Source organism: Pseudarthrobacter sp. As-47 (assembly GCF_058215595.1).
Map to the genome: position 1 here is coordinate 2991787 of NZ_CM177088.1, position 12767 is coordinate 3004553.

Below are 12767 nucleotides of genomic sequence, written 5' to 3' on the forward strand. Positions count from 1 at the left end.
TGAACTGAACGCCTAGTCGGTCAACGGAAGTTGTGCAAGTCACATGCTACTCGCCGGTAGCCGCTACGGCGAATCGTGCAGAAGGGAAGGTTTTCGTCCCTGGAATCAGGACGACGCCGGCTGCGCCAGGCGCCACTCCCACACGTTCCACCAGACGCCCAGGGGGCCCGCGCTCGTCTTGACCCCCGCCACCCGGGCGCTGAAAGCTGTGGCGCCAATCGTCTGGTAGAGCGGGAGGCCATAGGCGTTTTCCCAGATCTGTTTGTCGATCTCGGCCAGGAGCTCATCCTGTTTGCCCAGGTCTGTGGTGCCGGCCAGCTGTTCCATCAGCCTGTCGGCGTCGCCGTCGGAAAAGCCGTTGAAGTTGCTGCCGGCGCCGGTACGGAAGATCTGGGGAACCCGGCTGACCCCCGCCGCGGTGCCAATCCAGCCCAGAAGCGCAGCATCGTAGCCTCCACCGCCGAGCGCCCGGGCCCAGTCAGCACTCCCCTGCCCCGCATCGACCACCTGGAATCCGGCCTGCGCGGCAGAGTCCCGAATCAGGGAAAATGCCGTGGCGCGGTTGGGGTTGTCCCGGTTGTAGAGGATCCGGATGGTGGGGGTATCACCATCCAGGAGCGCCTTTGCCCCGTCGATGTCCACCTCTGCATAGTCCGACGAGCCGTTGTTCTTGACGGTGTCGCCGTATTTGGGCTGGGCGGGCAGGAACACGTGCGAATCCAGGGGCGCGGCATCTGTCTGCCGGTCCCCCACCACGGCGTCGATAATGGCCTGGCGGGGTACCGCCTTCAGGAAGGCCTGCCGGACATCCTTGTCGGCGAACGGCCCGGAGAAGGTGAGGTCCAGGTGGTCGTAGCCTGACTGGTTGTACCACTCAACGGTGTTGCCCTGGTCCGCCAGTCCGGCCAGGAGTTCCCCGGTTTCCGCCGAAGGCTGGGGGGAGATGATGTCGGCCTGGCCGTTGCGGAGCGCTTCGACTGCCGTGGGCACGGAACCGGTGAAGCGGACGGTTATTTCATCCAGCCAGGGCTCCTGGCCCCACACGTAGTCGCGGTTCCGGACGAGGGTCATGGAGACTTCGGGGACGATATCGCGGACGATGTACGGGCCGCTGGAGAGATACACGGACGGATCGTCGGGCAGGCTCTTGGAGTCGAACCCCGAGTTCCAGAAGTCGCTGACCCGCTTGAGGGGTTCGTTGACCGCGGGCTCTTCCTCATTGCCGCGCGGCGAGTCCCGGATCAGGTCGATCAGGTCTTCTTCGTCATTCAGGCCGCTTTTCGCTGCCACCACGTGTGCCGGCAGGCCGACGTCGAATGCCACTTCCCAGTCAGCGTAGGGCACGGCGTATTCCAGGGTGATGGAGCGGCCGTCCGCCCCGATTTCCGGCAGCACTGTGCCGGCAAGGCCGCTGGTATCGGAGGCTACCGAAAAGTAGGTGCTGCCTGTCCCCGCCAGGGGATCGGCGTCGTCAAAATATCCTGACCCGGCCGCCCAGCTCAGGAGGAGGTCCCCGGCGTCGACCGCCTCGCCGTCGGACCATTTGACGCCCTCATTGACCGTGTACCTGACTTTCAGCGGCTGGTCCGAGACCTTCTCGTAGCGACCGAATTTTTCGTTCCGCACCACTTTTGCGGCGTCATCCAGATAGTAGAAACCCGAGTGGGTGATGTAGCCGATCTTGGAGTTGATATCGGTGTTGCCGTCCGCACTGTAGGGGTTGAAGGAGGAGAACGCGTTGACCTCCGCAACACTCACGCTGCCGCCGCGCTTGGCCTCACCCACCACCACAGGGGTGGTGCCGCCGTTGCCCGAGCACCCCGACAGGACCAGGGCTCCCGCCACTGCCGCGGTGATGTAGTGCACCAGACGCCTGAACGGCATGCCGCCTCCTTGTTTTCCTTCTGCGGGAGGGGCTCCTGGAATCGCCAGGATCACGCCCTGTACTCAGGATAAGGCGTGCGGGCCCTCGATTGACGGTGCCGTCCGCAGCAGCCGTGTTGCTCCCTGTCCTGCGCCGAGCAGCGCTTCGGCACGACGGCGGTGCTCCCGCCGCTTGTCCGGATCCATGGCGTCCAGGAGGGAGACCACCATCCGGGAGCGGGGATTCCTTTCGAAGACCTCCCGGTGGTCATCGATGAAAGTCCAGTACAGCCCGTCCCAGTCATGCATCCATTCCCCAGCCGGCAGGTCCGACATCCTGCGGAGGTAGTTGCTGCCCGAAACGTAGGGCTTCGTGGTGATCGCCTCCCCCGCCGCGAACTGGCTCATGGCGTACACGTTAGGGACCATCACCCAGTCGTACGCGTCGATGAACAGTTCCATGAACCACTCGTAGACGTCGTCGGGATGGATCCTCAGCAGGGACATGGCGTTGCCCAGGACCATCAGCCGCTCGATGTGGTGGGCGTACCCCGTGGCAAGGACCCGCGAGACCACCATGTCCACGGGTGCGAGCCCCGTGTCTGCCTCCCACCACCCTTCCCCCAGGCCGTTTCGGTGGTTCAGCCGGTTGGCCGTGCGCATCTGCCGGCCGCGGGTCCGGTAGGTGGCGCGCATGTACTCCCGCCAGCCGATCACCTGCCGGACGAAACCCTCCAGGGAGGCGAGAGGAGTATTGGGACCTGCACCCGCGAGCACGGCCTCCAGGACTTCCCTCGGGTCCAGCAGTCCGATGTTCAGCGCCGGCGTGAGCAGGCCATGGGCGATGAACGGATGCGTGGTGGAAATAGCGTCCTCGTAGGGGCCGAAGTCGTCCAGCCGTTCGCGGACGAACTCGTGGAGGTGCTTGCGTGCCTCGTCCGCGCTCGTGGGCCAGGCAAACAGGGCGGGATCGCCCGGGGCATCCGGGAACTCCTCCGCCACCCAGGCAACCGCCCGTTCGACGTCGTCGGACGCCTCGTCCGCGGCAACGGCGGGCGGTTCGGTGAGGGCTTCAAAGTCGAAGGTCCCCTCCAGCTGATGGATGGGGTGGCGCGCAAACCGGCCCACCGTGCGGGGAGTGTATCCCCGGGGAAGCTTTTTCCGGTTGTCCGCGTCAAAGGACCATTTCCCGCCTGCCGGCTGCCCGCTGCCGTCGACCAGGACGCCGAGGCGGCGGCGCTGCCATACGTAGAAGTCGTGCATGCGGGCAGCGTTGGCGGCAAACCAGTCGTCAATCTGCCCGCGGTCCGTGAGGAAGTTCGGCGTCTCCAGCACGTCCTCACCGCGCATCCGGTAGCCGCCGTCGGCCAGGCCGGAGTACAGGTCCTGTTCAAGCCAGTCGTCCACCACGTCGAACCAGGTCACCTGTGCCGGGCGGCGGTGGCGCACCAGGTCTGCGAGCTGCTGGTGGGAGCTGCGGCCGGCCTCGCTGCGGAGGACGACAACGTCGTGGCCCTTCGCGCCGAGGCGGCGCGCAAACCTGCTCATGGATGCCCGGTGCAGGACCAGCTTGTGGGAGTGGAACGAGTACTGGCGAAAGAGCAGGTCGTGCTCGATCAGCACAAACACGGTGCCGTCTGCCGCATCGAGTTGCTCGCGGAACAACTGATGCGGCAGAACAAGGCGGAGGTGTGGTCCGGACGTCATTGGCGCTGGGTTCAAGGACTTGGATCAGCCTGGAAGGCGGTGCTGGGCAGATCCTTCTCGCCGTCGACGATCGCGGTGATAATCCGCGCTGCCACCAGGTCCGGATCCAGCCCCGCGCCGAACCGCGGCGCCGACCCGGCGATCGGATGATCGGACAGCGTGGTGCCCGTGTGGCCTGGGCGGGCGTCCAGGATCCGGATGCCTGCGCGGCGATACTCGCGCGCCGCAGCGACAACGAAGGCAGCAAGCCCTGCCTTCGACGCCGAGTATGCCGCCAGGCCGGCGACGGGCGACTCGGCCACAACGCCGCTCAGCGTGACAACGAAGGGCTCCCGTCCCTCACGTGCCGAGGCCGCGAGGTAGGGCTGGCTCTGCGTAATGAGCTGGATGGGACTGGTCGTGTTCACCGCGAAGAGTTCGTCCACCGTGGCGGGTTCGAGGTCTGATGCGGCGCCGAAAGCGACGACCCCGGACGCCACCACCAGCCCGTCGAGGCGTCCGTGCTGCGCAGTCGTGCCTTCCAGGACCTCCCGGATCACGGAGGGTGCGCGCAGATCATGCCCGGCAGACCTTGACGACCGGGCGACGATGGCGCCGCTACTTTCCAGCTGGGCGGCGATGCGCGAACCTAGTCCGCCGGTGGCGCCGACTACCAGAACAACCGCACCCTGAAGAGTCGTCATGGGTAGATCCTAGGCCACGTGCCCGAAAATCCTGTGGGCTTAGACGTTGAAGCGGAACTCCACCACGTCGCCGTCGGCCATCACGTATTCCTTGCCCTCAATACGGACCTTGCCGCGGGACTTGGCCTCGGCCATGGACCCGGCTTCCACCAGGTCGTTGAAGGACACCACCTCGGCCTTGATAAAGCCGCGCTGGAAGTCGGAGTGGATCACCCCTGCTGCCTGCGGTGCAGTATCACCTTGGCGGATGGTCCAGGCACGGGTTTCCTTGGGGCCGGCGGTCAGGTAGGTCTGCAGGCCCAGGGTGTGGAAGCCGACGCGCGCCAACTGGTCCAGCCCGGATTCGTCCTGGCCATTCATTTCCAGCATCTCGCGGGCTTCTTCCTCGTCCAGTTCCACGAGGTCCGCTTCGAGCTTGGCGTCAAGGAAAACGGCGTCCGCCGGGGCAACCATGGCCCGCAGTTCCTCCTGCTTTTCGGGATTGCCCAAGATGCCTTCATCGGCGTTGAAGACGTAGATGAACGGCTTGGCCGTCAGGAGGCCGAGCTCCTTGAGGTGTTCCATTTCGAGCTTGTCGCTCTTGATGGAGGAGAAGACTGTGTCGCCGCGCTCCAGGACCGCCTGGGCTGCCTTGATGGCGGCAAGCTCCGCAGCTTCCCGCTTCTTGATCTTGACTTCCTTTTCGATCCGCGGGATGGCGTTCTCGATGGTCTGCAGGTCTGCCAGGATGAGCTCGGTGTTGATGGTTTCCATGTCCGAGCGGGGGTCCACCTTGCCGTCGACGTGGATGACATCGGGGTCATCAAAGACTCGCACCACCTGCGCAATGGCTTCGGCTTCGCGGATGTTGGCCAGGAACTTGTTGCCCAGGCCTTCCCCTTCCGAGGCGCCCTTGACGATGCCGGCGATGTCCACGAAGGACACCGGGGCGGGCAGGAGGCGCTGCGATCCGAAGATCTCGGCCAGCTTCTGAAGCCGGGGGTCGGGCAGGTTCACGACGCCGACGTTGGGTTCGATGGTGGCGAACGGGTAGTTCGCGGCCAGGACCTGGTTGCGGGTGAGTGCGTTGAAGAGAGTTGATTTGCCGACGTTGGGCAGTCCGACGATGCCAATAGTAAGAGCCACGAGGATTTATTCTACCCGCAGCGGGCGGCCCGGGTCCGGCGCAGGCCAGGGAAAATGTCGCTTCGGCAAAATGTCACAGCCCCGTGCGACAGTGAGGGCATGGATGGTTTCGCCTTGATTCTTGCTTTGTTCATGCTGCTGCTGGGTGCCTTTGCGGGTGCTGCCGCCGTGTTCTTCGTGCTGCGGAAAAACACCCGCGGCCTGGAAGAGGACTTCGATGCCGTGTCGTCACGGCTTTCGGAGGTCAGCGCGCAGTTTGCCGCGGCCGACGCCGAGCGAAGGCTTTTGGCGGCACAGAACCGCGAGCTGGGTGAGGCCCGGACGCAGGACGGCAGCGTTCTGCGCGCACTTGCCCCGGTGGCGGAGAAACTGACGGCTGTCCAGCAGCAGGTGGCGCTGCTGGAACGGGACCGGGTGGAGCAGTACGGCCAGCTCGCCCAGCAACTGCAGGAGGCGCGGCTCTCCGATGAACAGCTCATCCGTTCCACCCACGCCCTGGAGTCTGCCCTGAGGTCGAACAGTGCCCGGGGCCAGTGGGGCGAAGTCCAGCTCCGCAGGGTGGTGGAGGCATCGGGAATGCTGCGGCACGTCGATTTCGTGGAGCAGGTCCACAGTGCCGGGCATGATGCGGGCGTAAGGCCGGACCTGGTGGTACAGCTGCCGGGCGAAAAGCAGCTGGTGGTGGACGCAAAAGTACCGCTCTCCTCCTACCTGGAAGCCCAGGAACTTGGTGCCGCGCAGGACCTCCGCCCTGATTCCGGCGCCCGGCAGGCCGGACCGCTGTCCGGGAGCGACCGCCGGAACCAGCAGGCGCTGCTGGCCGCCCATGCCAAGGCACTGCGGGCACACGTTGATTCCCTGAGCAGCAAAAAGTACTGGGACATCCCGGGCAACTCCCCCGAGCTGGTGATTTGTTTCATTCCTGCCGAGTCCATCCTGGCCGCGGCGCTCATGGCCGACGCCGGGCTCCTCGACCACGCGCTGTCGAAGAACGTGGTCCTGGCGTCCCCCAGCACCCTGCTGGCGGTGCTCAAGTCCGTTGCCTTCACCTGGCGGCAGGACGTCCTCACGGACAGCGCCCGGGAGTTGTTCGAACTGGCACGGCAGCTGTACGACCGGATGGGGACCCTGGGCGAGAACGTCACCAAACTGGGCTCGTCCCTGAAATCTTCAGTGGACCGCTACAACGCCATGGTGGGGACCCTGGAAGCCCGCGTCCTTCCCACGGCCCGGAAGCTGAATTCGCTGGAGGAGTCCGGACTTGCCGCCCCTCCGGTTGTTGAGGTCACCCCGCGGGCCCTGGCGGCGCCTGAGCTGCAAAGCGACCACGAGGCAGCCTGACGGCAACGCCAGGAGGCATAAAAAAGTGGGCCCGGCAGTTGCCGGGCCCACGTCCACGAAGATCAGATGCGCAGCGGCTCCGACTTGCGTGTGCCGGTCAGTCCCGCGAGCGGCGTCCGCCCAGGGCGCGGCTCACGTCGCCGGCCTGCTTGAGTGTTGCCCGGAGTTCCTTGGGCAGCGAGAAGAGCAGATCTTCCTCGGCGGTGACGACTTCCTCCACGGCGCCGTAGCCGTACTCGGCCAGCAGGCGCAGGACGTCCTGGACCAGGACCTCCGGGACCGATGCTCCGGATGTCACGCCGACAGTGGCGACGCCTTCAAACCAGGCTTCATCGACCTCGTTCGCGAAATCCACGCGGTAGGAAGCCTTCGCCCCGTACTCCAGTGCCACTTCCACCAGCCGGACAGAGTTGGAGGAGTTCGCTGAGCCCACCACGATCACCAGGTCTGCCTGCGGCGAGATCTTCTTGATGGCCACCTGGCGGTTGGTGGTGGCGTAGCAGATGTCGTCGCTGGGCGGATCCTGCAGGGTGGGGAACCGCTGCTTGAGCAGGCGGACCGTTTCCATGGTTTCGTCGACGCTGAGGGTGGTCTGGGAAAGCCAGATCACCTTCTCCGGGTCCCGGACAGTAACCTTGTCCACCTCGTGCGGGCCGTTGATGATCTGGATGTGTTCCGGAGCCTCTCCCGCCGTTCCCTCGACTTCCTCATGGCCGTCGTGGCCGATCAGCAGGATGTCGAAATCGTCCTTGGCAAACCGGACGGCCTCCTTGTGGACCTTGGTCACGAGGGGGCACGTGGCGTCAATGGTGCGCAGGCCGCGGTCCTCGGCGGACTGCACCACAGCAGGCGAGACGCCGTGGGCCGAGAAGATCACCAGGGCGCCCTCGGGCACTTCGTCCGTTTCGTCGACGAAGATGGCACCCTGCTCCTCCAGGGAGCTGACCACGTGCACGTTGTGGACGATCTGCTTCCGCACGTACACCGGAGGACCGTAGTGTTCCAGGGCCTTCTCGACGGCGATGACGGCACGGTCAACGCCGGCACAGTAACCGCGGGGAGCAGCGAGCAGCACCTTCTTGGTTCCGGAGACGGGGGCTGCGGCAGCTACTTCCTCAGGTGAGCGGCGCCTACGCGGGATGGTGGGCATCGAAAGGGAAACAGCTGAGGGGGTCATTACTCCATGCTACCGGCTTGCCCGGCCCCGCCTTCGCGTGGCGAACCCGGCCACCAGGGCCAGGAGCAACAGCGCACCGCCGCCAGCGGCCGCTGCCATGGTCCAGGCCCGGAAATCTGCTGCGGACGCCGCCACCAGCTCATCCCTGAACATGTTGGCAACCTCATTTCCGCTGTCCGCGGACACAGCGGCAGCGGAGGCAATCCCTGAAGCGAGGGTCCACGCAGCCGCCAGCAGCAACGCGCCTGCTCCCGCGCCGGCAACCACTGTCCAGCGCCGGTTCGCCGCCACCAGGGCCAGGAGCAGCGCGATCGCCGAGCCTCCGGCCAGAAGATATCCGGCGGGGGCATACGTGGTGAGCCTCTCGGTCCATTCCCTGTGTTCAGGCTGGCCCACATTGATGAGGGTCTGGTCCGGCGGGTCCAGGGGCAACCCCGTGGTCCGTGCGATCTCCCCGGCGCCCAGCGACACCAAGGGAGCGACGTCAAGGGTGAGGGACGACGCAGGGGCTGATCCGCCGTCGTCCGCCGCCGGGCTGGCGAAGCTGAGCCGGTGGCTCCTGCGCAGCGTTTCCTCCCATGCATCGGGATACTCCGGCAGGGCGGTCAGTGCCGACGCGGCGTCCTCCAGCACCGGCTGGATAAGGTCCGAAAGGACACCGGGTACGGCACTGGTGTCTATGGTTGCCACCGCTGCCGCAGCCAGCTGCTGCTGGAACCCCGGGTCCCTTCCGAGCGGAGCTGCCAGCTCAACGAAGCCCTGCTCCTGCACGATGTTGCGGTCCAGCCAGACGGCGGGGACTGCGACGGCGGCCAGCAGCACTGCCAGCACGGTTGCGGCAGCGGAAACAAAACTTCGCACGGAGGATCCTTCATGTTGGGCGGGGGTCACCCCATCCTAGGCGGGGCCCGGGCGGCATCCTTGTCAGTCCTTGGTGGTAGAGCTTATGGATAAGGTTGAATGACCGCCGGACACAACCAGCCGCCCAACGGACGAAGGACCCCATGCCCGCAGCTACAGCCCGCCACGAGCGCCCGCATGTCTGAACAGGCGTCGCTTCCGGTCCCCGGCCAGCAGCTCGAGGCGCCCACCACCCTGCCTGCCACTGCTGCCGAAACCAGCCCGGACAACCCATGGCCGCTCCAGGTGCTGTCACAGAAGCTCAAAGCCCATATAGACCGGACGCCGTCTGCGTGGGTTGAAGGGCAGGTTATTGAGCTGAACCGCCGGGGCACCAACGCCTACCTCACCCTGAGGGATGTCGACGCCGAGGTCTCGCTGCCTGCCTCCGTGTGGACCAAGGTGCTGGAACGCCAGAACCTGCCGCTGGAGCGGGGCTCGCGCGTGGTTGCCCTGCTGAAGCCGGAGTTCTGGCTCAAGACCGGCCGGCTGAACATGCTGGTCAGGGACATCAGGCCGGTGGGCCTGGGCGATCTCCTGGCCCGGATAGAGAGGCTGCGCCAGGCGCTCTCCGCCGAAGGGCTCTTCGCGGACTCCCGCAAGAAGCCCCTGCCCCTGCTGCCGCACCGCATCGGCCTCATCACCGGCCGTGATTCCGACGCCAAGAAGGACATCCTGCGCAACGCGGCCCTGCGCTGGCCGGCAGTCGAGTTTGAAATCCGGGAGGTGGCCGTGCAGGGGAACACCGCGGTGGCCCAGGTGGTCCGGGCCCTCCGCGACCTGGACGCCCTGCCCGAGGTGGACGTCATCGTCATCGCCCGCGGCGGCGGCGCCCTGGAAGACCTCCTGCCCTTCAACAGCGAGGAACTGATCCGTGCCGTGGCCGCCGCCGCCACCCCGGTGGTCAGCGCCATCGGCCACGAGGCTGACCGGCCGCTGCTGGACGACGTCGCGGACCTGCGGGCTTCCACACCCACGGACGCCGCCAAGCGGATTGTCCCGGAGGTGTCCGAGGAACTGGCAGGGGTGCGCCAGGCACGGGTGCAGCTGCGCCGGTGCATGGAACGGCTGGTGGACAGGGAAACGGACCGCCTGGCGTCCCTCCATTCACGGCCCGTGCTGGCAGCGCCGGAAGGCCTCGTGACCATCCGCTCCGAGGAAATTGAGAGGCTGCTCCGGAGGTCCTCCGCCGCCGTCAGCTCCTCCGTGGTCCGCGCGGCCGACCAGCTGGAGCACTTGAAAGCCCAGGTGCGTGCGCTGTCACCGCAGAAGACGCTGGACCGGGGGTACGCCGTCGTCGAACTCGCCGGAAAGCGGGCGGAAGCCGGCACCGCCGGCCACGCCGTGGTGCGCCGCCCGGCCGAGGCTCCGGCCGGCTCGCCCCTGTCCATCCGCGTGGCCGAAGGCCGCTTCGGCGCAACCTCCACCGGGTTACTCGAACAGCCCCTTACCGAAACCGGAGAATCTGAATGACTGAGCAGAAACCAGCGGCCGACATCCAGGCACTGAGCTATGAGGAAGCCCGTGAACAGCTCATCGCTGTGGTGGGAAAGCTTGAGGCCGGCGGCGCCAGCCTTGAAGAATCCCTGGCCCTGTGGGAACGCGGCGAGGCCCTGGCCGCACGGTGCGAGGAATGGCTGGAGGGCGCCCGGAAGCGGCTGGCAGCTGCCCGCGACCAGCCGCTCTAGGCCCGCAGCCGCAGGCTGAAGGGAAGCGTCAGGACCGCACTACCAGCTCGCGTTCCAGGGCGACATCGAACTCCGCCTTGGGCCACTGAAGGTCCATTCCGTTCAGCGCACCCAGCAGCAGCTGCTGCACGGCGATCCGGGCAAACCACTTCTTGTTGGCCGGGACCACATGCCAGGGCGCGTTCGCGGTGTTGGTTTCATCAATGGCTGCCTGGTAGGCACTCATGTAGTCCACCCAGAAAGCCCGCTCGTCGAGGTCGCCGCGGCTGTATTTCCAGTGCTTGGCCGGGTTGTCCAGCCGTGCCAGCAGCCGCTCCTTCTGCTCGTCTCCACTGATGTGGAGCATCACCTTGACCACCGTGGTTCCGGAGCCGCTGAGCCTGGCCTCGAACTCGTTGATGGCCACGTACCGCCGCTTGATCTCCTCCGGGCTGGCCCAGCGGTGGACGCGGTGGATCAGGACATCCTCATAGTGCGAACGGTCGAACACCCCCACCATCCCGGCGGCGGGTACTTCCTTTTCGATCCGCCACAGGAAGTCGTAGGATTTCTCCTCATCCGTGGGAGCCTTGAAGGCCTTGAACTGCACACCTTGGGGATCCATGGCGGCCATTACATGGTTGACGATGCCGCCCTTGCCCGCGGTGTCCATGGCCTGGAGGATCAGCAGGATGCGCTTGCGCCCGCCGAACCGGGACTCGGCGAACAGCTTTTCCTGCAGTTCCGCCAGCCCGTCGTCGAGTTCCGCCAGCAGGGCCTGGCCGTCCTCCTTGGTGCCCTTGAAGCCCGGCGTGGAATCGGGGTCCACGTCGGCCAGGGAAAAACCCTTTCCTGCCCGCAGGGTCTCAGAGGGGTGCTGGTCAAAGCCTGGGGCGCCGGACATGGGAAATCCTTTCGCGAAGTTCCACGGGACCGAAGCGCCCGTGAACACAGGCTAGTTGCCCTGATACCTGCTGAGGAAGTCCCCCATCCGCCCCACCGCTTCTTCGATGTCCTTGACGTTGGGCAGGGTGACCATGCGGAAGTGGTCCGGACGGACCCAGTTGAACGCCCTGCCATGGGACACCAGGATTTTTTGTTCCCGGAGCAGGTCCAGGACAAACTTCTCGTCGTCGCGGATGTGGTAGACCTCGGGGTCCAGTTTGGGGAAAAGGTAGAGCGCACCGAGGGCCTGCTGGGTGCTCACGCCGGGGATGGCGTTGAGCATGTCGTAGGCCTTGTTGCGCTGCTCCAGCAGCCGCCCGCCGGGCAGGATCAGGTCGTTGATGCTCTGGTACCCGCCCAGCGCCGTCTGGATGGCATGCTGGGCCGGAACGTTGGCACACAGGCGCATGTTGGCCAGCAGGCTGATGCCTTCAAGGTAGTCCGCCGCGTCCTTCTTGGGGCCGGAGATGGCCATCCAGCCGGCCCGGTAGCCGCATACCCGGTACGCCTTGGACAGGCCACTGAACGTCAGGCAGAGGACGTCGTCGCCGGTCAGTTTGGCCAGGTTGATGTGGACGGCGTCCTCGTACAGGATCTTTTCGTAGATCTCGTCGGCAAAGACCACCAGGCCGTGCTTCTCGGCGAGGGCGACGATCTTCTTCAGCGTCTCTTCCGGGTAGACCGCGCCGGTGGGGTTGTTTGGATTGATGACCACGATTCCCTTGGTGCGGGGCGTGATCTTGGCTTCCATGTCTTCCAGGTCCGGCTGCCAGCCCGTTTCCTCGTCGCAGAGGTAGTGGACGGGCCTGCCGCCGGCCAGCGCCACGGAAGCGGTCCACAGCGGGTAGTCCGGGGTGGGGATCAGGACCTCGTCACCGTCGTTGAGCAGGGCCATCAGGGACATGGTGATGAGTTCGCTCACGCCATTGCCCAGGTAGATGTCATCCACGTGGATGTTCTGGATGTCCCGGGTCTGGTAGTACTGCGAGACAGCGGTCCGTGCGGAGAAGATGCCCCGGGAATCGCTGTAGCCCTGGGCGTGCGGCAGGTGGCGGATCATGTCCACGAGGATGGCGTCCGGCGCTTCAAAGCCAAACGGCGCGGGATTTCCGATGTTCAGCTTGAGGATACGGTGCCCCTCCGCTTCCATCTGCTGGGCAGCCTGGAGGATCGGTCCACGGATGTCGTAAAGGACGTTGTTGAGCTTGGTGGACTGCCTGAATTCTGCCATCCCTCAAATATGCCACAGGAAGGATGGACGGCCGTTGAGACGTCAGCCACAGGGTGCGCGCGCCGCCGCCCGGAACGGACGACGGCGGCTGCCGGACTTCTGGAAGTCCGGCAGCCGCCGTCGTACTG

The 12767-nt window shown here is 65.8% G+C and carries 11 protein-coding genes; 3 read left to right on the forward strand and 8 right to left on the reverse strand.

From position 1 onward, the window contains the following. Positions 1 to 105 precede the first annotated feature (105 nt). From AC4BCK_RS13800 to ychF, 4 genes are all read right to left on the reverse strand, one after another. Positions 106 to 1884 carry an ABC transporter family substrate-binding protein gene (locus tag AC4BCK_RS13800; RefSeq protein WP_310111298.1) on the reverse strand — a complete coding sequence of 593 codons (1779 nt, stop codon included), beginning with the start codon at positions 1882 to 1884 and terminating at the stop codon, positions 106 to 108. Between the two features lie 63 nt (positions 1885 to 1947). Next, on the reverse strand, positions 1948 to 3570 hold the full coding sequence (locus AC4BCK_RS13805; protein WP_174176498.1) for a cryptochrome/photolyase family protein: 1623 nt from the start codon (positions 3568 to 3570) through the stop codon (positions 1948 to 1950). Between the two features lie 11 nt (positions 3571 to 3581). Beyond that, the gene (locus AC4BCK_RS13810; RefSeq protein ID WP_174176499.1) at positions 3582 to 4253 is read right to left on the reverse strand and encodes an SDR family NAD(P)-dependent oxidoreductase; all 672 of its coding nucleotides are present in this window, start codon (positions 4251 to 4253) and stop codon (positions 3582 to 3584) included. A 39-nt stretch (positions 4254 to 4292) separates the two neighbouring features. Continuing rightward, on the reverse strand, positions 4293 to 5378 hold the full coding sequence (gene ychF / locus AC4BCK_RS13815) for a redox-regulated ATPase YchF (RefSeq protein WP_174176500.1): 1086 nt from the start codon (positions 5376 to 5378) through the stop codon (positions 4293 to 4295). A 99-nt stretch (positions 5379 to 5477) separates the two neighbouring features. On the opposite strand from ychF, the gene AC4BCK_RS13820 reads away from it, so the two are divergent. After that, complete coding sequence (locus AC4BCK_RS13820; RefSeq protein ID WP_174176501.1) at positions 5478 to 6719, forward strand: DNA recombination protein RmuC; 1242 nt, start codon at positions 5478 to 5480, stop codon at positions 6717 to 6719. Positions 6720 to 6816: 97 nt separating this feature from the next. On the opposite strand, the gene AC4BCK_RS13825 is transcribed toward AC4BCK_RS13820, so the two are convergent. Next, positions 6817 to 7896, reverse strand: coding sequence for a 4-hydroxy-3-methylbut-2-enyl diphosphate reductase (locus AC4BCK_RS13825; RefSeq protein WP_174176502.1), 1080 nt, complete (start codon positions 7894 to 7896; stop codon positions 6817 to 6819). 9 nt (positions 7897 to 7905) lie between these two features. Further along, positions 7906 to 8757: a hypothetical protein gene (locus tag AC4BCK_RS13830; RefSeq protein WP_174176503.1), complete on the reverse strand. Its 852-nt coding sequence runs from the start codon at positions 8755 to 8757 to the stop codon at positions 7906 to 7908. Positions 8758 to 8934: 177 nt separating this feature from the next. Here AC4BCK_RS13830 and xseA point away from each other — a divergent pair, with 177 nt between their 5' ends. Both xseA and AC4BCK_RS13840 read left to right on the forward strand, forming a co-directional pair. Further along, a complete protein-coding gene (gene xseA, locus AC4BCK_RS13835; protein WP_174176504.1) occupies positions 8935 to 10269 on the forward strand; it encodes an exodeoxyribonuclease VII large subunit in 1335 nt (444 codons plus the stop codon). Then, positions 10266 to 10484, forward strand: a complete 219-nt coding sequence (locus tag AC4BCK_RS13840; RefSeq protein WP_066277590.1) for an exodeoxyribonuclease VII small subunit — start codon at positions 10266 to 10268, stop codon at positions 10482 to 10484. Before xseA ends, AC4BCK_RS13840 begins: the two co-directional genes overlap by 4 nt. A 28-nt stretch (positions 10485 to 10512) precedes the next feature. Here the strand turns inward: AC4BCK_RS13840 and AC4BCK_RS13845 are convergent, their stop codons facing one another. Further along, positions 10513 to 11367 carry a polyphosphate kinase 2 family protein gene (locus AC4BCK_RS13845; protein WP_251421043.1) on the reverse strand — a complete coding sequence of 285 codons (855 nt, stop codon included), beginning with the start codon at positions 11365 to 11367 and terminating at the stop codon, positions 10513 to 10515. A 51-nt stretch (positions 11368 to 11418) separates the two neighbouring features. Further along, on the reverse strand, positions 11419 to 12639 hold the full coding sequence (locus tag AC4BCK_RS13850) for a pyridoxal phosphate-dependent aminotransferase (RefSeq protein ID WP_490566026.1): 1221 nt from the start codon (positions 12637 to 12639) through the stop codon (positions 11419 to 11421). Between the last annotated feature and the right edge of the window lie 128 nt (positions 12640 to 12767).